Origin of the sequence: Flavobacterium sp., from assembly GCF_043778725.1 — a bacterium.
GTDB lineage: Bacteria > Bacteroidota > Bacteroidia > Flavobacteriales > Flavobacteriaceae > Flavobacterium.
Genome location: NZ_JAYWFT010000065.1, coordinates 16,001 through 36,802 on the forward strand (window position 1 = coordinate 16,001; position 20,802 = coordinate 36,802).

The 20,802-nt window shown below is 31.3% G+C and carries 21 protein-coding genes; 14 read left to right on the forward strand and 7 right to left on the reverse strand.

From position 1 onward, the window contains the following. Positions 1-209: 209 nt before the first annotated feature. Both ACH2CG_RS05445 and ACH2CG_RS05450 read right to left on the reverse strand, forming a co-directional pair. A complete protein-coding gene (locus ACH2CG_RS05445) occupies positions 210-1,535 on the reverse strand; it encodes a trigger factor (protein ID WP_395062990.1) in 1,326 nt (441 codons plus the stop codon). Between the two features lie 90 nt (positions 1,536-1,625). Next, complete coding sequence (locus ACH2CG_RS05450; protein WP_395062992.1) at positions 1,626-1,970, reverse strand: phage holin family protein; 345 nt, start codon at positions 1,968-1,970, stop codon at positions 1,626-1,628. Between the two features lie 96 nt (positions 1,971-2,066). Here ACH2CG_RS05450 and ACH2CG_RS05455 point away from each other — a divergent pair, with 96 nt between their 5' ends. After that, the gene (locus tag ACH2CG_RS05455) at positions 2,067-2,888 is read left to right on the forward strand and encodes a T9SS type A sorting domain-containing protein (protein WP_395062994.1); all 822 of its coding nucleotides are present in this window, start codon (positions 2,067-2,069) and stop codon (positions 2,886-2,888) included. Positions 2,889-2,946: 58 nt separating this feature from the next. Here the strand turns inward: ACH2CG_RS05455 and ACH2CG_RS05460 are convergent, their stop codons facing one another. Both ACH2CG_RS05460 and ACH2CG_RS05465 read right to left on the reverse strand, forming a co-directional pair. Continuing rightward, the gene (locus tag ACH2CG_RS05460; RefSeq protein ID WP_395062996.1) at positions 2,947-3,708 is read right to left on the reverse strand and encodes an alpha/beta fold hydrolase; all 762 of its coding nucleotides are present in this window, start codon (positions 3,706-3,708) and stop codon (positions 2,947-2,949) included. Between the two features lie 7 nt (positions 3,709-3,715). Beyond that, entirely contained in the window at positions 3,716-4,429 is a 714-nt protein-coding gene (locus ACH2CG_RS05465) for a pyridoxine 5'-phosphate synthase (protein ID WP_395062998.1), read from the reverse strand. Positions 4,430-4,586: 157 nt separating this feature from the next. On the opposite strand from ACH2CG_RS05465, the gene ACH2CG_RS05470 reads away from it, so the two are divergent. The 12 genes from ACH2CG_RS05470 (at position 4,587) to ACH2CG_RS05525 (ending at position 15,716) form a co-directional block, all read left to right on the forward strand. After that, positions 4,587-5,246: a CBS domain-containing protein gene (locus tag ACH2CG_RS05470; RefSeq protein WP_395063000.1), complete on the forward strand. Its 660-nt coding sequence runs from the start codon at positions 4,587-4,589 to the stop codon at positions 5,244-5,246. Positions 5,247-5,330: 84 nt separating this feature from the next. Continuing rightward, a complete protein-coding gene (locus ACH2CG_RS05475; RefSeq protein WP_395063002.1) occupies positions 5,331-6,215 on the forward strand; it encodes an NAD kinase in 885 nt (294 codons plus the stop codon). Between the two features lie 167 nt (positions 6,216-6,382). Continuing rightward, positions 6,383-7,063 carry a DUF6089 family protein gene (locus ACH2CG_RS05480; RefSeq protein WP_395063004.1) on the forward strand — a complete coding sequence of 227 codons (681 nt, stop codon included), beginning with the start codon at positions 6,383-6,385 and terminating at the stop codon, positions 7,061-7,063. A gap of 9 nt (positions 7,064-7,072) precedes the next feature. After that, positions 7,073-7,819, forward strand: a complete 747-nt coding sequence (locus ACH2CG_RS05485; protein ID WP_395063006.1) for an isoprenyl transferase — start codon at positions 7,073-7,075, stop codon at positions 7,817-7,819. Further along, positions 7,746-10,493: an outer membrane protein assembly factor gene (locus ACH2CG_RS05490; protein WP_395063008.1), complete on the forward strand. Its 2,748-nt coding sequence runs from the start codon at positions 7,746-7,748 to the stop codon at positions 10,491-10,493. The genes ACH2CG_RS05485 and ACH2CG_RS05490 overlap by 74 nt, the downstream gene beginning before the upstream one ends. Positions 10,494-10,527: 34 nt before the next feature. Then, on the forward strand, positions 10,528-11,526 hold the full coding sequence (locus tag ACH2CG_RS05495) for an OmpH family outer membrane protein (protein WP_395063010.1): 999 nt from the start codon (positions 10,528-10,530) through the stop codon (positions 11,524-11,526). Between the two features lie 31 nt (positions 11,527-11,557). Continuing rightward, positions 11,558-12,055, forward strand: coding sequence for an OmpH family outer membrane protein (locus ACH2CG_RS05500; protein ID WP_395063012.1), 498 nt, complete (start codon positions 11,558-11,560; stop codon positions 12,053-12,055). Positions 12,056-12,144: 89 nt separating this feature from the next. Beyond that, positions 12,145-12,924 (forward strand): glutamate racemase, encoded by a 780-nt coding sequence (gene murI / locus ACH2CG_RS05505; protein WP_395063014.1) that lies wholly within the window; start codon positions 12,145-12,147, stop codon positions 12,922-12,924. Between the two features lie 68 nt (positions 12,925-12,992). After that, the gene (locus ACH2CG_RS05510; RefSeq protein WP_395063016.1) at positions 12,993-13,859 is read left to right on the forward strand and encodes a pseudouridine synthase; all 867 of its coding nucleotides are present in this window, start codon (positions 12,993-12,995) and stop codon (positions 13,857-13,859) included. Positions 13,860-13,888: 29 nt separating this feature from the next. Further along, a complete protein-coding gene (locus ACH2CG_RS05515; protein WP_395063017.1) occupies positions 13,889-14,251 on the forward strand; it encodes a nuclear transport factor 2 family protein in 363 nt (120 codons plus the stop codon). A 180-nt stretch (positions 14,252-14,431) separates the two neighbouring features. After that, positions 14,432-14,830 carry a YtxH domain-containing protein gene (locus tag ACH2CG_RS05520; protein WP_395063018.1) on the forward strand — a complete coding sequence of 133 codons (399 nt, stop codon included), beginning with the start codon at positions 14,432-14,434 and terminating at the stop codon, positions 14,828-14,830. A gap of 61 nt (positions 14,831-14,891) precedes the next feature. Further along, positions 14,892-15,716, forward strand: coding sequence for a mechanosensitive ion channel family protein (locus tag ACH2CG_RS05525; protein ID WP_395063019.1), 825 nt, complete (start codon positions 14,892-14,894; stop codon positions 15,714-15,716). Between the two features lie 4 nt (positions 15,717-15,720). Here ACH2CG_RS05525 and tsaB read toward each other — a convergent pair whose 3' ends face one another. From tsaB to ACH2CG_RS05540, 3 genes are read right to left on the reverse strand one after another with little or no spacing between them, the layout of a single operon-like run. Further along, positions 15,721-16,377, reverse strand: coding sequence for a tRNA (adenosine(37)-N6)-threonylcarbamoyltransferase complex dimerization subunit type 1 TsaB (gene tsaB / locus ACH2CG_RS05530; protein ID WP_395063021.1), 657 nt, complete (start codon positions 16,375-16,377; stop codon positions 15,721-15,723). Between the two features lie 22 nt (positions 16,378-16,399). After that, on the reverse strand, positions 16,400-17,698 hold the full coding sequence (locus tag ACH2CG_RS05535) for an efflux RND transporter periplasmic adaptor subunit (protein ID WP_395063023.1): 1,299 nt from the start codon (positions 17,696-17,698) through the stop codon (positions 16,400-16,402). A gap of 4 nt (positions 17,699-17,702) precedes the next feature. Further along, complete coding sequence (locus ACH2CG_RS05540; protein WP_395063025.1) at positions 17,703-19,082, reverse strand: TolC family protein; 1,380 nt, start codon at positions 19,080-19,082, stop codon at positions 17,703-17,705. A 177-nt stretch (positions 19,083-19,259) separates the two neighbouring features. Here ACH2CG_RS05540 and ACH2CG_RS05545 point away from each other — a divergent pair, with 177 nt between their 5' ends. Beyond that, positions 19,260-20,651, forward strand: a complete 1,392-nt coding sequence (locus tag ACH2CG_RS05545) for a DUF4403 family protein (protein WP_395063027.1) — start codon at positions 19,260-19,262, stop codon at positions 20,649-20,651. Positions 20,652-20,802: the final 151 nt, after the last annotated feature.

Below are 20,802 nucleotides of genomic sequence, written 5' to 3' on the forward strand. Positions count from 1 at the left end.
ATTTAGCCCAGATAGCAGTGAAAAGCTTTTGGCAGTTGAAAACCAATTTTTGTTGTTGCAAAAAAGCGACCAAAGGAAGCTCTTTTTGTGGCTTACAAAAATGGTTAGAAACAAGAAAACTTGAAACGTATAGCTGGATTGGTTTCTAAAAAAATTGAGCGTCAAAAATAAACATTTCTGACGCTCAAATATACTAATTATTTTATAATTTATTCGTTGTACATTGCTGCTACAAATTGCTCATAAGTAACTTCTTTAGTTGTTGGATTTGCTTTTTCTACAAATAATTTCAACATTTTGTCGGCTACAACTTGCTCTGATAATCTTTTTACTTCGTCTTGGTTAGACAAAACTCGAGCCACGATTGATTCTACTTCAGCATCCGTTGGATTTGTTTGCCCGAATTGTGCCATTTGTTGACGAATTGAAACTGAAGTAAATGATTTTAAATCTTCAAAATTTACTTGGATATTACTTTGAGCCAAAGCTTTACCTTCGATTAATTGAAAACGCAATCCTTTTTCTGAACGGCTGTATTCTACTTCTGCTTCTTGTGGAGATAATTTTTTATCACCTACAGTTTGCAACCATTTTACTAGGAATTCTTTAGGTAAGTCGAATTTATTGTTTTCGATTAGGAAATCTTGAACGTCTGCCATTAATTTTTGATCTGCTTGTGTAGCAAAATGTTTTTCGGCATCTTCTTTGATTTTTGCTTTTAACTCTTCTACTGAATTTACATTTCCTGGTCCGAACAATTTATCGAATAATTCTTGGTTTAATTCTGCTGGATCATGTGCTACAACTTCGTCAATTGTAAATGTCACTTCTACATCTAAATCGTGAACATCGTCATGAGAAACTGCAAGGTAATCCATCAATTTGTGAGCATCGTGAAACAAACCTTTGGTATTCAATGTGATCACGTCTCCAACTTTTTTACCAATGAATGATTTTGCAACATTTTCATCAGCAAGTTCTTCTAAATCTATAGTTGAACGGTTATTGATTGCTGCAGTCTCGTTTACAAAAGTTCCAGAAACATCATTTCCTTCTGCAACAACATCTTTAGAAACTACTGCACCATATTGTTTTTGAATTCTTGCAATTTGTGCGTTTAACATGGTGTCATCGGCAATGATTTGATATTTTACAACATCGCTTTTTGCGTCAAGATCAATTTCAAAATTTGGTGCTAAACCAATTTCGTATTCAAAAGTTAGTTCTTCTGCATCCCAAGAAAAATCAGGGTTTACTTTAGGAAGTGGTGTTCCAAGAAGGTTGATTCTTTCTGACTGTAAAAAACGCTCAAGCGCTAGATCTACTACTTTTTTTACTTCTTCAACTTTTATAGCAGCACCATATTGTTTTTCTACCAATGCTTTTGGCACGGCACCTTTACGGAAACCTTTTACAGTTGCCAATGGCATTTTTTCATTTATTCTTTTAGCTACTTGACCTTTATAATCCATGTGCGGAACGGTAAGTACAATTACTTCATTTACTGCATCAATTGCAACTCTTTTAATATCCATCTTTGATAATAATTTACATAATAAAATTGGGTTGCAAAATTATAACATTTCTGCAACCCAACCAATTTTATTTTATTGATTTTTAAAGTATTATTTTGATTCGCCTGTAAGTTGATAAACCAATGATTGTGAAAGTGATAAAATAACACTAAAGAACAAAGCTGTCCAGAAAGAACTCACATCGAAACCATCAACAAAATGATCGCAAAGCATTATTATTACTGCATTTATTACTAACAAAAACAATCCGAGGGTAAAAAAAGTTACTGGTAATGTTAACAAAACCAGCACTGGCTTTACAAAAAAGTTTAGTAATCCTAGAACAATTGCAACGGTTAAAGCTGTTGTAAATTGATCGACCACTATACCTTTCATGAGATAAGAAATAGCCATAACTAGTAGTGCTGTGATTAGTATTCTTAAAAGAAGTTTCATATAAAATATTTAAGATTAAGTTATAAAAATATTAAAAAAATTGTTTCGATTAAAATTATCTTTATATTTGTTGTTATTAACTAAAAAAAAAAAACGATGAAAAAACTTTTACTTTCTGTTTTATTAGCTGGTGGACTGAGTGCTAGCGCTCAAACGGCTTTGTCCGAAACCTTTCAAGGGACTACTTTCCCTCCAACAGGATGGACTACAGCAACAGGCGTATCTACAAGGCCATGGGGATTTACGACAGACGTTTTCAATGCAACTGGACAGACAACTTTCAATATTACTGGAGGAAAATCTGCTGCAATTGGATGGATTGCTCAAGACAATGATGCGCATTTAACAAGTCCTTCTTTTAGTTTAGTTGGATATACAGATGCTAGTTTTGCTTTCAACACTAAAATTGGATATGAATATATGGTTTCTCCTTTTCCAAGTGGTGATTTATTTGCTAAAGTTTCAATTAATGGTGGAACAAGTTGGACAACTTTATGGGTAGAAGAAGACGAAGGCGTTTTTGCAGATTATGCAACATTAGCAATAACTTTAGACCTTACGCCTTATGTTGGACAAGCAAATGTTATGGTAAGATTTCAATATGTAGGCAATGATGCAGATTCAGTATCTGTTGATGACGTTGTGGTTTCTGGAACTTTAGGGTTGAATGATGTTATTTCTTCTAAATTTTCTACTTTTCCAAATCCAGTTAAGGATATAATTAACCTAAGAAATGCTCAAGCTACTAGTGTGTCTAATATTACAGTTACTGACATTAATGGTAGAATTATTAAAAACTTAGAAGTTGATAATTTATCTGAAGTCCAAATCAACGTTTCTGAATTAAACGCAGGTATTTATTTTATGAATATCACATCAGATTCTGGTAAAGCCGTTAAGAAATTTATTAAAAGCTAACTAGAAAATAACTAAATTTTCAAATAAAATCCTTTTCATTGATTTGAAAAGGATTTTTTTATTTTAAAAAGCTAATTGTTATCTCAAAAAACAACTTTGGGTTTTCGGCATGAAGCCAATGCCCAACATTAGGAATTGTGGCCAACTCAATATTGGGAAAATGTTTTTTTATTTCGGGCAAATCTGAATCTACTATATATTTAGAATTTCCTCCTCTAATAAATAAGGTAGGTTTTTCAAAAAAAGCTCCTTGTGGTAAAGCAGTTCCAATGACGTCCATTTTTTCATTAAAAACTTTAAGATTAAATCTAAAATCTAATTGACCTGGTTCTACCCAATACAAGTTTTTCATCAGGAATTGTCTTGTTCCAAAATCGGGAATGTATGGAAACAAAGTTTCTTCGACTTCTGTTCGGGTTGGTTTGGTTGAAAAATCTATAGTATTCAATCCAGCAAAAATATCTTGATGATGTGGTGTATAATATTTAGGTCCAATATCAGCAACAACAAGCTTTTCTACCATGTCTGGATAAGTAGTTGCAAATAACATAGCGACTTTTCCGCCCATAGAATGACCTATAATAGAAACTGTATCTAAATTATTTGTTCTACAATATTCTAAAACATCTTGCGACATAACATCGTAACTAAAATCATCCGAATGAAAGCTTTTTCCGTGATTTCTCAAATCTAACATGTGCGTTTGAAAACCTTCGGAAGCATAAAGTGAACCAAATGACTTCCAATTGTCAGACATTCCAAGAAATCCATGAATAATTAATAATGGCTTTCCTTGTCCTTCAACTCTTGAGTATAACATAATTTTATTATTTCAATTTTTGCAAATACATATTTACAACATTATCTAAGCCTAAATACAATGCTTCAGATATTAGCGCATGACCAATAGAAACCTCTAACAATCCCGGAATATTTTCTTTAAAAAATTTAATATTGTCTAAACTTAAATCATGACCCGCATTTATTCCTAAACTTAATTCGTTTGCAAAAATTGCAGCTTTAGTATAAGGTTCTATTCCGTTTTGATTTCCCAAACTGTATTGATATGCAAACTCTTCGGTGTACAATTCAATTCTGTCTGTTCCTGTAGCTTTTGCTCCTTCAACCATACCAAGAATTGGATCTACAAATATTGAAGTTCTAATTCCGTTTCGTTGAAACTCTTGAATAACTTCGGTTAAATAAGATTGATTTTTTATAGTATCCCAACCAGCAGAGGAAGTAATTGCACCAACAGCATCTGGCACCAAAGTAACTTGCTCTGGCTTACATTCTAAAACCAAATCAATAAAATTGTGTAGCGGATTACCTTCTATATTGAACTCGGTATAGACAACTTTTTTTAAATCGCGTGCATCTTGATAGCGAATATGTCGTTCGTCTGGACGCGGATGTATTGTAATTCCTTGTCCTCCAAATTTTTGGATATCCGAAGCAAATTGTAATAAATTGGGCACATTTCCGCCACGTGCATTTCTTAAAGTTGCTATTTTGTTGATATTTACACTTAACTTTGTCATAATTTCTTTGTCTTCAAATTATACAAATTTTCAAAAAAACTATTATTTGAAAAAATGCAACATGTGTTTTGAATTAATTTCTACAAAAATACAAAGTTAAAATAAGGAATTATGTTCTAAAATTTGATTATTTTGCAACGAATATTGAATTATTGCTATGACAGAAATTACAAACTATATCACAAACGACTATAAGGCTATTGATAGTCAGGAAACTATTGCTAAAGTGCAAGATTTTTTTGTAGATGTTTCTTTTTCACATTTTTCTGTTTTAAATGAAGGAATTTACATAGGATGCATTGCTGCAGATGATGTTGAAACATTTGATACTGATAAAAAAATTGCCGATTATAAATATACTTTAGAAGGTTTTTTTGCTAGAAAGAACATGATTTGGCTTGATGTTTTAGAAGTATTTGCCAAAAACCATTCTAATATTGTTCCCGTTCTAGACGAAAACAATTTATATTTGGGATATTATGAACTTGAAGATATTGTGAAATTTTTTCATGAAACACCATTTTTAAAAGAACAAGGCGGCATCATTGTAGTAGAAAAAAATTTAGTTGACTATTCAATGAGTCAAATAGCTCAAATAGTAGAAAGCAATAACGGCAAATTATTAGGACTTTTTGTTTCTGAGGCTGATGCTTTAAAACTTCAAATAACTATAAAAATTGCTGTTGGAAGTTTAAATGATATCATTCAAACCTTTAGAAGGTACAATTATGAAATTATTTCCGAACATAATGAAGACAACTATTTAAATAACTTGAAAGAACGATCAGAATATTTGGACAAATACTTAAACATTTAATAAAGGCACCTATTCGTTTATTTGTAAATTAGAAAAAATCTAGTATTGAGAAATTATCAAAATTAACTAGTTATATAATTAATTATGAAAGTAGCCATCTTCGGACAATATTATCAAAATGACACACGACCTATTATTCGTGATATCTTTGTGTTCTTTAACGCCAATAATGTTGAAATGATAATTGAGGAGGATTTTTTAAAAATATTATACGAAAATGAAATAGTAAAAAAAGAATATAAAACATTTAATAGTTACAAATGTTTAGATTCTAGTTTTGATATATTGGTAAGTATTGGTGGCGACGGAACCATTTTACGTGCGGCAACATATATTCGAGATTCTGGCGTTCCAATAATTGGAATAAATGCAGGAAGACTGGGTTTTTTAGCTAAGGTTCAAAAAGAAAATATTGAAATATTCCTTCAATTAGTTCTAGAAAAAAAATATACCATTTCTAAAAGGACACTTTTAAGCTTATCTTGCTCTCCAGATAACGACCAAATAAATGAATTGAACTTCGCAATGAATGAAGTAACTGTGAGTAGAAAAGATACTACATCTATGATAACTATAGAAACGTACCTAAATGACGAATACTTAAATTCATATTGGGCTGACGGATTAATAATTTCAACTCCAACAGGACCAACTGGATATTCTTTAAGTTGTGGCGGACCAATTTTAACTCCAGCAGTAAAAGGACTAGTCATTACGCCTATTGCGCCACACAATTTAAACGCAAGACCACTTGTAATTCCTGATGATACTATAATAAAATTAAAGGTTTCTGGACGCGAAGACCAATACCTCGTTTCTTTAGATTCTCGTATAGCAACTCTAGACAACAATTCTATTTTAACCATTAAAAAAACTCCTTTTCAAATAAATATGGTTGAAATTACAGAAGAAAGCTTTTTTAAAACCCTCAGAAGTAAACTACTTTGGGGTGAAGACAAAAGAAATTAATACTAGTTGTACATACTACTTTCTCTAGTTTTTCGTTTGATATCTATTCATTGAGAAATGAAATCTATTTTTAAAGTTTAACAATGTTAAATTTAATTATTATAAATACTAACAACTTGTTTTATTAGTAGCTATAATTGTTATATTTGCACGCTATTTTTGGATTAATGAAAAGATTAATTTTATTTATTTTTATTTTAGGATTAACAAAATTAAATGCTCAAATACACGAAGTTGGAGTTTTTCTTGGTGGTAGCAATTATATTGGAGATGTTGGAAAGACAAATTATATAAATCCTAATGAATTAGCATTTGGATTATTATATAAATGGAATAAAAGTCCGAGACATGCTTGGAGAATTTCCTATACACAATCTAAAATTACAGCAAATGATTTAGACTCTAAAGTGCCAGGAAGATATAAACGAGGATACGATTTTGAGAACAATATTAAAGAAATATCAGCAGGATTAGAATTTAATTTTTTTGATTTTAATCTTCATGATTTTGAAAAAAAATTAACACCTTATATTTATACAGGATTAAGCTATACCAACTATGATGAATTATATGTTATAAATGGCGAAACGAAAACCGATATAAATCATGGTACATTTTCAATACCAATGACAGTAGGTTTAAAAACTAACATAACGCCCAATTTTATAGTAGGATTTGAAGTTGGAGCTAGATATACAATGACAGACAATCTAGACGGAAGTTTACCAAAAAATGAAAACTTAGAGCCTTTAAAGTTTGGAAATATTAATAGCAAAGATTGGTATGTTTTTTCGGGATTTACATTAACCTATACCTTTGGAGAAAAGCCTTGCTACTGTGCAGATTAGAAAAAAAATATGAGTTTAATAGAATCTATAAATAAAGACAATTTACCCAAACACCTTGCAATTATTATGGATGGCAACGGTCGATGGGCAAAACAAAAAGGCTTATTGAGAACATTAGGACATGAAAGTGGTTCTAAATCTGTAAAGTCTACTGTTGAAAATTGTGCAAAACTTGGAATAGAAAACTTAACACTATATGCCTTTTCTACCGAAAATTGGAACAGACCAAAACTTGAAGTTGATACTTTAATGAAATTGCTAGTTCGTTCTCTAAAAAACGAACTCAAGACATTACAAAAAAATGATATCCGGCTTAATTCTATTGGTAATCTTACTAAACTACCCAATAGTATTTTAAAAGAACTAAACGAAGTCATTGAAAAAACAAAAAACAACACACGAATGACTTTAACACTAGCATTAAGCTATGGTTCTCGCGAAGAATTATTAAATGTTGTTAAAATCATAAGTGATAAAGTTAAAAATAATATAATTTCAATAGACACTATTGATGAATCAATTATAAATCAGCATCTTTACACGCACAATCTGCCTGATGTAGATTTATTAATTAGAACCAGTGGCGAACACAGAATAAGCAATTTCTTACTATGGCAAATAGCCTATGCAGAACTGTTTTTTACCGATGTTTTATGGCCCGATTTTACAGACGAACATTTATATGAAGCCATCATTAGCTATCAAAAAAGAGAACGAAGATTTGGAAAAACAAGTGAACAAATTAAACAACCCTAATAAAGTGCCAAACAATTACATCAAATCATTTATAACACTTTTATTTTTAGGAGTTGTTTTTCAATCAAATGCGCAAGACAGACTTCCATTTGATCAAGCAAAAAAATACATTCTTGCCAATGTAAATGTCATAGGTAAAATTAGTTATAATCAACAAACAGTTGTAACATTTGCCGGATTAGAAAAAGGTCAAAACATAACCGTTCCCGGAGAAGAAGTAAGTAATGCAATAAAAAAACTTGGTAAACTTGGGCTTTTTAGCGAAATTGACTTTTATGTAAATGAAGTAAAAGGTGACAGTATCTATTTAGATCTTGAAATTGTAGAATTACCTAAACTTAACGAAGTAAAATTTGTTGGTGTAAAAAAGAATAAAGTAGAAGATTTAGTAAAAGAAAACTCTTTGACTAAAGGCAAAATAGTGAATGAAAACCTTCTAACTACTACTAGAAATTATCTAGAAACTAAATATAAAAAAGAAGGCTATTTTAAAACCAAAGTTAACATTCGCACGGTTGCAGACTCAACTGGCAACAGCGTCAATATGATTGTAAATATTGATAAAGGAGAAAAAATCAAAATTTCGAAAATTGCTTTTGAAGGAAATGAAAAAATTTCTGATCAAAAACTTCGAAAAGCGATGAAAAACACTAAGCAAATAAATCCGATAAGAGTATTAAAAGCATCAAAATTCATAAAGAAGAAGTATGATGAAGATTTAGTTAAAATTATTGATGGTTATAAAGAAAAAGGATACCGCGATGCACGCATTATAAGTGACTCTGTATGGGTAGACAAGAAAAAAAATAAATTAGCGATAAACATTAAAGTTGAAGAAGGTAGAAAATATTATTTTGGTGATATAAAATTCTTAGGAAACTCTGTCTATTCTGATCAACTACTTAATAATATTCTTGGAATTAAAAAAGGTGATACTTATAATGGTGTACTTCTTGAAAAAAGAATAGCTGATAAATCTAAACCAGACGGAGAAGATATTACCAATTTATATCAAAACAATGGTTATTTATTTTCTACAATAAATCCAGTAGAAGTAAAAACAGCCAACGATTCAATAGATTTTGAGATTAGAGTTACTGAAGGTCCAATTGCCTATTTTAATAAAATAACAGTTGTAGGAAATGACAAAACCAATGATAAAGTTATTTATCGTGAATTAAGAACAAAACCAGGAGAAAAATACAGTAAAGAAGACCTTGTAAGAACTATTAGAGAGATTGGTCAATTAGGATTTTTTGACCCAGAAGCAATAGACCCAAAATTTAAAAATGTAGATCCAACAGCAGGAACTGTAGATATAGAATACAACCTTGTAGAAAAAGGATCGAGTCAAATTGAACTTCAAGGAGGTTATGGTGGCGGAGGTTTTATAGGAACTTTAGGATTATCGTTCAATAATTTTTCTGCTAAAAATTTATTTAAAGGTGCGGCATACAAACCACTTCCTATGGGAGACGGACAAAAAGTATCGTTGCGTTTACAAGCAAGTTCATTCTACCAAACATTTAGTGTTTCGTTTTCAGAACCATGGTTTGGCGGAAAAAAACCAGTAAGTTTTTCTACATCATTATCACAAAGTAAACAATTTTTATATACAGGAAGTTCAAGTAGCGTTGATAAAAGTAGAAGTTTCAACATCACATCGTTATCTATTGGTTTAGCAAAAAGATTGACAGTGCCAGATGATTACTTTGTACTTTCAAATGCATTAAGTTTTCAATATTATGACTTAAACAACTACAATACTGGTTTATTTACATTTGGAAACGGATCATCTAAAAACTTTGCATTCAATATAGGATTAACAAGAAATAGTAAAGGCGACAACCCAATATATCCAATAAAAGGATCAGAATTTAGTATTTCTACAAAATTTACACCTCCCTATTCTTTGTTTAATAAAATTGACTATGCCAATCTAAAAAACGAACAAGAATACAAATTACGATACGCTAGCACATCGGGAATTTCAACAACAATAAACGCTGCAGGTGAAATTGTTAAAGATGGAGATTATATAAAACAAACAACAAACAACTCTGGAATCTATGAAAAAGTAGATAGTTTTGAAAAAGCAGATGCTGACCAAGCCAAAATAGATCAAAAAAGATTTAATTGGTTAGAATACTACAAAGTTAAATTTAAAGCCGATTGGTATACCAAATTATATGGTGATTCGCAACATGCATTAGTTTTAAGAACCTTAGGAGAGTTTGGATATCTTGGCGCATACAATTCAGCAAGAGGAGTCGTTCCATTTGAAAGATTTTTTGTTGGTGGAGATGGATTAGCTAACTTTGCATTAGACGGAAGAGAAGTTGTACAACTTAGAGGTTATCCAAATCAATCTTTATCCTCAACAAATGGTGGCGTTATTTATAATAAATTTTCTCTAGAACTAAGGTATCCACTAACATTAAAAGGTGCAGCATCTATTTATGCACTATCTTTTCTTGAAGCTGGAGCATCTTATGACAATTTTAAAGATTATAATCCGTTCTTACTACAACGATCTGCTGGTCTTGGTATAAGAATATTTATGCCTGCCTTTGGATTGCTAGGAATTGATTTCGCTCACGGTTTCGATGCAGTTCCTGGAACAACAGAAAAAAGTGGATGGCAAACACATTTTATAATTGGTCAACAATTTTAGTATATTTGCTTAACATTTCTAAAACATAACAAGTATGAAGAAATATTTAGTATTGGTCTTGCTTACTTCATTATTAGTATCTAATAATGCAAAGGCACAAACACGCGGAATTAAAATAGGTTATATCGACATGGAATATATACTAGAAAAAGTACCCGATTATGCCGAAGCCAAAAATCAATTAGAACAAAAAGCAGAAAAATGGAAACAAGAAATTGAGACCAAAAAAAATGACATAACTAAATTAAAAGAAGCTCTAAAAACTGAAAAAGTTTTATTGACTAAAGAACTTATTGCCGAAAGAGAAGAGGAAATTACTTTTCAAGAAAATGAATTACTAGACTATACCCAGAAAAAATTTGGGCCAAATGGTGATTTAATTATTCAAAAAGCAGTTTTAGTTAAACCTATACAAGATCAAGTTTTCAATGCAGTTCAAGACATAGCTGAAGCAAAAAAATATGATTACATATTTGATAAATCATCCGATTTAACAATGCTATTTGCAGCAAAAAAACACGACATTAGCGACCGCGTTGTTCAAACACTTACTCGATCTGAGAAAAGAAAAGAAATGAATAATAAGCAACTTAAACTTGAAGAAGAAAGAGAACGTAAACAAGACATGATTGATGACAATCCTGAACTTTCTGAGAGACAAAAACTTATTGAAGAAAGAAAAAATGCTCGACTAAAAATGATTGAAGATAAAAAAATTGCAGCCGAAGAGAAGAAAGCCGAAACGGATGCAAAAAGAAAGCAATTACTAGAAGACAAAAATAATAAAAAAAATGGCACAGTTTCTGATAAGTCTAATATAGAAATAGCTAAAGAAGGAAAAGATGCCGAAGCTACTTCAAGCGCAGTAGATAAAAAAGCTGCTGCCGATGAAGCTAAAAAGAAATCTTTAGAAGAAAGACAAAAAATTATTGATGACAGAAAAAAAGCATCAGAAGAAAAAAGACTAAAAACAATTGCCGACAGAGAAGCTGCAAAAAAAGCAAAAGAAGACGCAAAGAATAATAAACCATAATAAATTAAAACAATAATTAACACTAAGAATGATGAAACAATTTAAGACTTTTTTAATAGCTGCCGTAGCTTTACTTGGTTTTCAAACAATTAATGCACAAACAAAAATTGCTCATGTAGATACTAATGATATCATGACAAAAATACCTGCTGCATTAGATGCTCAAAATCAATTAAAAAAACTAAGTGATACTTATACTGCCGAGTATAAAACTATGGTTGACGAGTATCAAGCAAAAATTAAAAAATATGACACAGAAGCTGCAACAGTAACAGACGCTGTTAACCAAACACGTCAATCTGAAATGCAAGATATGGGAAGAAGAATTGGTGAATACCAAGAAACAGCTCAAAAAGATTTACAGAAAAAAGAAGCAGATTTATTTAAACCAATCACAGAAAAAGTAAAAGCATCTATTCAAAAAGTTGGAAAAGCTAAAGGTTTTCAATATGTTTTAAATGCTAGCGATCTATTATTAGCTGATGGTACAGATATCACTGCTGATGTAAAAAAAGACTTAGGTTTCTAATCTAAATTCTTTTAATAATACAAAACTCAAACAAAATAATAAAACTGTTTCGATATAAATTCGAGACAGTTTTTTTTTACATTTGTTTTATGATAAATAATAATCCAATAGGACTTTTTGATTCGGGAATTGGCGGAACTTCCATTTGGAAGGAAATTCATCAATTACTTCCTTATGAAGATACTTTTTATCTAGCTGATAGCGCAAATGCACCTTATGGCCAAAAAACTAAAGATGAAATCATTCAACTAAGTTGCAAAAACACCGAGTTTCTTTTAAACTTAAATTGCAAAATAATTGTTGTTGCTTGCAATACAGCTACAACCAATGCTATTAAAGAACTTAGAACAAAATATGATATTCCTTTTATAGGTATTGAACCAGCAATTAAGCCTGCAGCACTTCATTCACAAACACAAAAAATTGGAATTCTTGCCACAAAAGGAACCCTAAACAGCGAATTATTTTATAAAAATGTAGAACAATTTCAACACATCAAAATCATAGAACAAATTGGATTTGGATTAGTTGAATTAATAGAAAACGGCAAAATATATTCGTCAGAAATGACCAAATTGCTAAAAGAATATTTAACACCAATGATTGCATCTAATATTGATTATCTTGTTCTAGGTTGCAGTCACTACCCTTTCTTGATTCCACAAATTAAAAAAATTCTTCCTTCAAATATAAAAATCATAGATTCTGGCGAAGCTGTAGCTAAGCAAACTAAGAAAATATTAAATGAAAAAATCGGACTAAGAGAAATTTCCAAACAGAGTTCACAAATTTTTTATACCAATTCGACAACTAATGTACTTTGCGATATACTAGAAAATAAATACGAAGTAATTCACAAACCGTTCTAAAAGGCTTTGCATTCAAATTCTTAGCATAAGTTACGACCAAAAAGAGTATCTTTGCAAAAAATAAGAGCATGAATAATTCCAATAATAAAAAACGAACTGGGTCAAGCAAGCCAAGTGGTGATAGAAAAAAAACTACATCAACTCCTAAGCCTGCAATGGACAAACGTTCTCAGAACAGAAAACCAGTAGTTAAAAAAGATTCTCCAAATATCCCAAAACCCATAAAATCGGACGAAATTAGATTGAACAAATACATCGCTAACTCTGGAGCTTGCTCGCGTCGTGATGCTGATATTTACATTCAATCTGGTAACGTAAAAGTAAATGGAATTCCTGTTACTGAAATGGGACATAAAATAAAACCTGGTGATGTTGTAAACTTTGATGGTGCAACATTAATGCCAGAGAAAAAAGAATATTTTGTTTTAAACAAACCCAAAAACTTTACAACATCTAACGAAGAAGTTGAGCATAGAAATGTTTTAGAACTTATTAAAGGCGCTTCAACATCTCCAATGGCACCTGTTGGAAGAATGGATAAAAATACTACAGGATTATTGTTGTTTACAAACGACACTGATATTATTAGAAAGTTTAGTTTGCCAAACCAAAAATCACCAAAAATCTATCAAGTAACTTTAGATAAAAATTTGAAATTTGAAGATTTAGAAAAAATAGCTTCTGGAGTCACTCTGGACGGCCACCGTCTATTTGTAGAAGAAATTAGCTATATAGAAAATGAGCCTAAAAACGAAATTGGTATAAAATTAAGAACTCCAAATGTAAAAGTTGTTCGAGCAATTTTTGAAAATTTCAAATACACTGTTATAAAAGTAGACCGAGTTGCCTTTGCAGGATTAACTAAAAAGAATTTGCCGCGAGGAAATTGGCGTGTGCTAACAGAGCAAGAAATTATAAATTTAAAAAACATATAACCACGCACATGCGTGGTTTTTTATCGAACATGAATTCTCAAAAAAATCTTTCTATTGCACATGCTTGGTTTGACGCATTTAACGCTCACAATCTTGAAAAGTTACTTTCATTATACGATGATGATGCCGAACATTTTAGTCCAAAATTAAAAATTATACATCCCGAAACCAATGGATTATTGACAGGAAAAGAGGCACTTAGAACTTGGTGGCAAGAGGCATTTGATCGTTTGCCAACTTTAAATTATAAAGTGAAATCACTAACTGCAAATTCAGATAGAGTATTTATGGAATACATTAGAACTGTAGAAAATGAAGAGGATATACTAGTAGCAGAAGTGCTAGAAATTAAAGAAGAAATAATTGTTGCCTCACGAGTTTATCACGGATAACATCCTGAAAAACAAAATGTAAATTTTAATTAAATGCCGTTAATTTACTTTGTCAAAAAGAACTGCACAACGAATTAAAATGAATAAATAACCATTTATTAAAATAACTTTTGCAAAAAATACAATTAAAGGCATCAAAAAAATTCGTATAATTGCATACTAATCATAAAATTAAATATCATGGGCTTAGGAGGATTTTTTAAAAACTTATTTGGTTCAGCCAAAGAAAAAGTAAGTGAAGTTGCTGACAAAGCAGAAGATTTAGCAACCGAAGCAATTCATAATGCAAAAGAAGCTGCTGCTCCATTAATGGATAAAGTAGAAGATTTTGCAGATGCAGCAAAAGAAAAAGTGAGCGAATATGTTCCTGCAGCAAGTGAAGCTATTGAAAATGCAGTTGAAACTGTAAAAGAAAAAGCAAGCGAATTTGCAGATAAAGCAGAAGAAATGGCTGGTAATGCTGTAGAATCTGTAAAAGAAAAAGTAAATTCTTTTACAGATGATGCTAAAGATGTTGTAGAAGAAACTAAAACAAAAGTAGCAGACGAGACAAACAGAGTTGAAGAAGACGCTGATTAATTTCAGAAAAAAACTATCTTTGTAAAAATTTAAATCACACTTTTAGTGTGATTTTTTTATTATGGAAAAACTACTTTACATCGCAACTATTGAGGATTACACAAAACTTTTGTATAAAATCCTAATAGATTATTCTCCCAAATTAATCACTGCAATTATTGTTCTTATTGTGGGTTTATATGCCATTCGATTTATTAATAGATTGGTTAGAAAACTTATGGTAAAACGCGAACTAGAACCAACACTATCCAATTTTTTGGCAGATTTATTAGTTTGGGCTTTAAGGATACTTTTATTTGTAACTTTCATATCAAAACTAGGAGTTGAAACAACTTCTTTTGCTGCAATACTTGGCGCAGCAGGTTTGGCTGTTGGATTGTCATTACAAGGATCTTTATCAAACTTTGCTGGCGGAATGCTAATAATATTGTTCAAACCTTTTAAAGACGGCGACACAATTGAAGCGCAAGGCGTGATTGGAACCGTTTCTGAAATTCAGATTTTTGTAACCAAATTACTTTCGGCTAACAATCAGACCATTTATATTCCTAATGGGATTTTATCTAATGGAATAATTACAAATTACTCTGTTGCCGGAATGCGAAGAGTTGATTTGGTGTTCTCTTTATCGTATGACACCGACATTAAAGCTGCTAAAAATGTAGTTTTGGAAGTAATGAGAAGTCATTCTAAAGTTTTAAAAACTCCAGAACCAGTTGTTGTAGTAAAAGATTTGACTGATAACGCTATTCATTTAGCCATTCGTCCGTGGGCAAAAAATGAAGATTTTAGTCAGGTTTCTTCCGATATTTTAGAAAATTGCAAAACTGCTTTTGATTTAAAAGGAATTGTAATTCAACCTTATGTGAGAGACGTTACAAAGTAATTACCTATTTGGCAAACATAAAATCTTTTAGATAATATGGCTCAAAATAAGCTACATCTTCAAAGTTATTCTGTTGGAATTTTCGAAATGAAAGCGCACTCATTTGCTTAGCTGAAGGAAAAATAAATTGATCAAGAAAAACAAAATTAGACTTTGTTAAAACTGTTTTTGCTTTCTCATTACTATCACCTACAAAATAAATAGTTTCAGAAAAATTTGAAAAACTATCTTCTGTAAGTACTTCTGCTTGAACCTCTCGAATCATTTCATTTTTGGAATTGAAAATGGCACTATAAACTTCCATTCTTCGAGCATCTATCATTGGAATTATCAAACCATCCTCTACAACAGCTTGATTAGCTAATGAAGCCAAAGTATCAACAGCTATTAAAGGGATTCCTAAAGCATAGCAAAAACCTTTTGCCGTAGAAACTCCAATGCGCAATCCAGTATAAGAACCTGGACCTTGACTTACTGCAATCGCAGCCAAATCACTCATTGAAATTCCTGCTTCTTTTATAATTTCTTCAATAAAAACATGCAATTTTTCGGCATGAGAATATCCTTGCTCTGCAATTTCTTTACAAACAATTGTAGTTCCATCTTTGGCCAATGCCACAGAGCAATTTTTGGTTGCCGTTTCAATATTGAGAATGTACAAAACTATATCAATTTAAATTAAGCTACTTTTTCTTTTCGGTTTTGGTATTGGCAGAGGCAAGTTTTACTTTATCACCTGAATTTAAATCTTTAGAAACGGTAACATATGGTCCAGTAATAACTTGATCTCCTTTTTGCAATCCCGATATAATTTCGATATTAGTGTCGTCTTGGATTCCTGTTTTTACAATTCTGATTTTAGCTTTATCACCAACTTTTACAAAAACACATTCTAGTTTTTTATCGGTTTTAGCCTTTACTTTATCACCTTCTTCTTCACCTACAACAACTTTTTTAGTAGCTGTAGTATCTGATTTTACAACCACTGAACTAATTGGCACACCAATCACATTCTCTTTTCTTGTAGTAATAATATCAACCGTAGCAGTCATTCCTGGTCTAAACGGAGAATAAGTTGCTGGTTTTCCTGCTAATAAATCTTGGTATGACTCTTTAAGAATTCTAATTTTTACTTTAAAATTAGTAACTTGATCTGCTGTAGTTGTAGAACTTGCAGAGTTAGAAATGCTTGTAACAATACCTTTAAATTCTTTTTTCAAATAAGCATCAACTTGTATTTTTGTTTCGTCACCTATGTTAATTTTTACAATATCATTTTCGTTTACGTCAACTTCAACTTCCATATTATTAAGATTTGCAACTCTCAATAATTCAGTACCTGTCATTTGTTGTGTTCCTAAAATTCTTTCACCAAGTTCAACACTCAACATAGAAATTGTTCCGTCTGCTGGAGCATAAATAGTTGTTCTTCCAAGATTATCTTTGGCTTCACTTACACTTGCAGAAGCACTTTGAACATTGTAATAAGCAGATTGTTTGCTAGCTTTTGCAACTTCAAAAGAAGCAATTGCTTTGTCCCAATCTGATCTTGAGATGATTCCTTTTTCAAACAATGTTTTGTTTCTTTCATAATTGGCTTGCGCTTCTTTAAATGAAGCATCGGCCTGACTTAAACCTGCTTTTGTTCCAGAATAATTAGAAACCGAACGGTTTAATCCTGATGTATATAAATCGGGATTTATTTTAACTAATAAATCACCTTTTTTAACCACTTGACCTTCTTTAACAGGCAAAGCAATAATTTCACCCGAAACTTGAGAAGATATTTTCACTTCAATTTCTGGCTGAATTTTTCCTGTTGCAGAAACAGTTTCAACAATAGTTATGGCATCAACTTTGGCTGTTTCAACTTCAATAGATGTATCTCTATCTCCAAAAACTCCTGCTTTTGACAATGCTACTAGCAAAATAACTAATGCTACTATTACTCCTAATATAATGTAAATTTTCTTTTTTGACATGGTGTTATCTATTTTCTATTATTGGTATTCCGAAATAAAACTCTACTACTTTAACTTTAAAAATATAATCAAATTTTGTTCTTAAAACTTCAGATTGTGCATTAACATAAAGTGTTTGCGATTGATTGTAATCAAAACTGTTCATCATTCCTACAGCATATTTTTCTTTAGCATAATTTAAAGCTTCTTTTCTTGCATCTAGTGCAATTTTAGAAGATTCATAAGCATTTAAAGCACCTTTTGCATCTGTTATTGCAGTATAAACATTTCTCTCTAAGTCGGTTTCTGCCTGTTTTTGAGTAGTTTTTGAACGTTCTAAAGCAATTTTTGATCGCTCAACATTGTTCTTGACAGAAAATCCATTTAAAATTGGAACGCTCAATTGCACACCAAAACTGTGGCCTTTGTTATTGCTAAACTGATCAAACAAAGGAAGTGGACCAGAAAAAATATAATTATTATTAGCATCAACACCAACAATTCTATCCGAATAACTAGCTCTTGTACTAAAACTATAAAAACCCGATAAAGTAGGTTGATAAGCACCTTTAGCAATAGTAACGTCTTTCTCTGCAATATCCAAATTGGTTTTTGCAATTTTTAATTCAACACGTTCTTGTTTAGCCTTTTCAATAATTGCCTCTGGTTGCTCAAGCATTGTAGCACTTGGCTTTGCATCATAATCAGTATCGGCAATATCAAAATCTTTAAATTCGTCTATTTGTAATAATTGTGCCAAACTCAATTTAGATAAAAATAAAGCATTTTCGGCAGCAACAACTTTTTGATTATCAGAGGCAACTGTAGCTTTCACGTCCAATAAATCTCCTCTTGCAACAACTCCAGAAGTAACCAATTCATCAGTTCGTTTTAATTGCTTTTCATCATTAGACAATTGCTCTTTTTGAACTTTCAAATTTTCTTTATTGAAAAGAATTTGTAAAAAAGCATTGGCAACATTTAACGAAACATCATCTTTCATTTTAGATAATTGATACTGTGATGCAATTATTGAAAGAGTAGCTCTTCTAAGTTTGTTTTGATTTTGCAATCCGTTATAAATTGCAATATTAGAACTCAATCCAGCCGAAGTAAATTGTGTTGTTTGATTTTGTAGCAAACCAGTTGTAATGTTCTGGTTCAAACCAATATTCCACGAGTGCGAGGCATTAGCATTAATATTTGGAAGAAAGTTTCCAATAGCGTCTTTCTTAGAAATTGCTGTTGTTTGTGCATCCAAGTCGGTTTGCTTTATGCTAATATTATTTTTAAGAGCATATTCTACACATTCTTGCAAGGTCCACTTTTTTGTTTGCGCTTGAGACGTCAATCCCAAGAACAAAACAAATAGCATCATTATTTTAAAACTAATTATTTTACTCATGTTGTATCTTCTATATGGCATCTGCAATAACAGATTTCATGTTCTTATTTTAAAACTGAAAACATAATTTGCAAATTTAATCGTTTTATAATAAAAACAACTAAATTAATATTTTCTTATCAGACGTTAAATTGGTTTTTTTGTTACATTCACACCGAAATTAATTTTGAATTTAAAATGAAAAAGATTTTTATCACTTTAAGCTACTTTACCTTCTTGTCTGCTTTAATTGGCTGTTCTTCAACCAATAAAATAGCAACTTTAAAACCCGAACCTTCACAAAATGTTCCTATGGCATATAAAACAACAACTTCTTTTGTGAGCATGCCCATGGAAATTTCGCTAAAAGAAATAGAAAATCAACTAAATAAATCTTTAAACGGATTGATTTATGAAGATATAAATCTTGAAGATGACAAAACCGAAATGAAAATCTGGAAAACAGCTCCGATAAAATTAATAGAAAAAGATGGGAAAATACAATCGGTTTTACCCATGAAAATTTGGACCAAAATAAAATACGGAACCGAATTTATGGGCTTAAATGACACTAGAGAAATAGATTTAAACGGAACCATAACTTTATTAAGTGATGTGAAATTGTCCAATTGGAAAATGATTACAACCTCTAAAATGGAAGATTTTGAATGGAGCGAAAGCCCAACAATATTGGTTGCAGGAAAAAAAGTACCTATTACCTATATTATTAATCCAACCTTATCGATTTTCAAATCTAAAGTAGCCAAGAAAATTGACGAAGCCATTGAAAAATCATGCGATTTTAAACCTTATGTTTTAAATGTTTTGCAAACCATGAGTACGCCATTTCAAACTAGCGAGCAATATGAAACTTGGTTCAAACTTAATCCCATTGAAGTCTATGTAACCGATGCCGTGATACAAAAAAATAAAATCAACATGGATTTAGGTTTAAAATGCACCATGCAAACTATGGTCGGTCAACAACCCAAAACCACGTTCGATAAAGAAGTAGTTTCGTTTAAACCAGTAACTAAAGTTCCAGATAAAACTGTTGCAACCGTTGCCGCAATTTCTACTTATGAAAGTGCTTCACGTATTATTACTAAAAATTTTCAAGGAAAAGAATTTGGTTCTGGAAGCCGAAAAATTGTAGTTCAAAAAGTCGATATGTGGGCTAAAGATGGCAAAATGATTATTGCTTTAGACATGACAGGAAGCATCAACGGAAGCATTTACTTGTCTGGAATTCCAAACTACAACAGCATTACAAAAGAAATTTATTTCGACCAAATGGATTATGTATTAAACACCAAAGGACTTTTAACAAAAACTGCCAATTGGCTTTTGCAAGGTACTATTTTAAGGAAAATACAAGAAAGTTGCCGTTATTCTATCAAGGAAAATCTAGACGAAGGAAAGAAAAGTTTACTGCCTTACCTAAACAATTATTCACCAATGAAAGGCGTTTTTGTAAATGGTACAATGAACGATTTCGAATTTGAAAAAGTAGAACTAACCAACGATGCCATCATCGCATTCATCACCACAACTGGCAAAATGAATGTAAAAATTGATGGAATGGAATGATTATTAAATTATCTCTTTATTTATACTAATTAGAAGCGAATGGTCTTCCCATCATTGCCAACCTTATTCCTGCTGCCTTTCCATCTCGTCCCAAAAGACGATATTCCCTTGCATCAGGGCTAGATAGTTTTTGTCTTTTATAAAATTTCAG

Excerpts from the sequence above, each read along its gene's own strand:
- ACH2CG_RS05445 (WP_395062990.1), bottom strand. The coding sequence starts at position 1,535 with ATGGATATTAAAAGAGTTGCAATTGATGCAGTAAATGAAGTAATTGTA.
- ACH2CG_RS05450 (WP_395062992.1), bottom strand. The coding sequence starts at position 1,970 with ATGAAACTTCTTTTAAGAATACTAATCACAGCACTACTAGTTATGGCT.
- ACH2CG_RS05455 (WP_395062994.1), top strand. The coding sequence starts at position 2,067 with ATGAAAAAACTTTTACTTTCTGTTTTATTAGCTGGTGGACTGAGTGCT.
- ACH2CG_RS05460 (WP_395062996.1), bottom strand. The coding sequence starts at position 3,708 with ATGTTATACTCAAGAGTTGAAGGACAAGGAAAGCCATTATTAATTATT.
- ACH2CG_RS05465 (WP_395062998.1), bottom strand. The coding sequence starts at position 4,429 with ATGACAAAGTTAAGTGTAAATATCAACAAAATAGCAACTTTAAGAAAT.
- ACH2CG_RS05470 (WP_395063000.1), top strand. The coding sequence starts at position 4,587 with ATGACAGAAATTACAAACTATATCACAAACGACTATAAGGCTATTGAT.
- ACH2CG_RS05475 (WP_395063002.1), top strand. The coding sequence starts at position 5,331 with ATGAAAGTAGCCATCTTCGGACAATATTATCAAAATGACACACGACCT.
- ACH2CG_RS05480 (WP_395063004.1), top strand. The coding sequence starts at position 6,383 with ATGAAAAGATTAATTTTATTTATTTTTATTTTAGGATTAACAAAATTA.
- ACH2CG_RS05485 (WP_395063006.1), top strand. The coding sequence starts at position 7,073 with ATGAGTTTAATAGAATCTATAAATAAAGACAATTTACCCAAACACCTT.
- ACH2CG_RS05490 (WP_395063008.1), top strand. The coding sequence starts at position 7,746 with ATGAAGCCATCATTAGCTATCAAAAAAGAGAACGAAGATTTGGAAAAA.
- ACH2CG_RS05495 (WP_395063010.1), top strand. The coding sequence starts at position 10,528 with ATGAAGAAATATTTAGTATTGGTCTTGCTTACTTCATTATTAGTATCT.
- ACH2CG_RS05500 (WP_395063012.1), top strand. The coding sequence starts at position 11,558 with ATGAAACAATTTAAGACTTTTTTAATAGCTGCCGTAGCTTTACTTGGT.
- murI (WP_395063014.1), top strand. The coding sequence starts at position 12,145 with ATGATAAATAATAATCCAATAGGACTTTTTGATTCGGGAATTGGCGGA.
- ACH2CG_RS05510 (WP_395063016.1), top strand. The coding sequence starts at position 12,993 with ATGAATAATTCCAATAATAAAAAACGAACTGGGTCAAGCAAGCCAAGT.
- ACH2CG_RS05515 (WP_395063017.1), top strand. The coding sequence starts at position 13,889 with ATGAATTCTCAAAAAAATCTTTCTATTGCACATGCTTGGTTTGACGCA.
- ACH2CG_RS05520 (WP_395063018.1), top strand. The coding sequence starts at position 14,432 with ATGGGCTTAGGAGGATTTTTTAAAAACTTATTTGGTTCAGCCAAAGAA.
- ACH2CG_RS05525 (WP_395063019.1), top strand. The coding sequence starts at position 14,892 with ATGGAAAAACTACTTTACATCGCAACTATTGAGGATTACACAAAACTT.
- ACH2CG_RS05535 (WP_395063023.1), bottom strand. The coding sequence starts at position 17,698 with ATGTCAAAAAAGAAAATTTACATTATATTAGGAGTAATAGTAGCATTA.
- ACH2CG_RS05540 (WP_395063025.1), bottom strand. The coding sequence starts at position 19,082 with ATGAGTAAAATAATTAGTTTTAAAATAATGATGCTATTTGTTTTGTTC.
- ACH2CG_RS05545 (WP_395063027.1), top strand. The coding sequence starts at position 19,260 with ATGAAAAAGATTTTTATCACTTTAAGCTACTTTACCTTCTTGTCTGCT.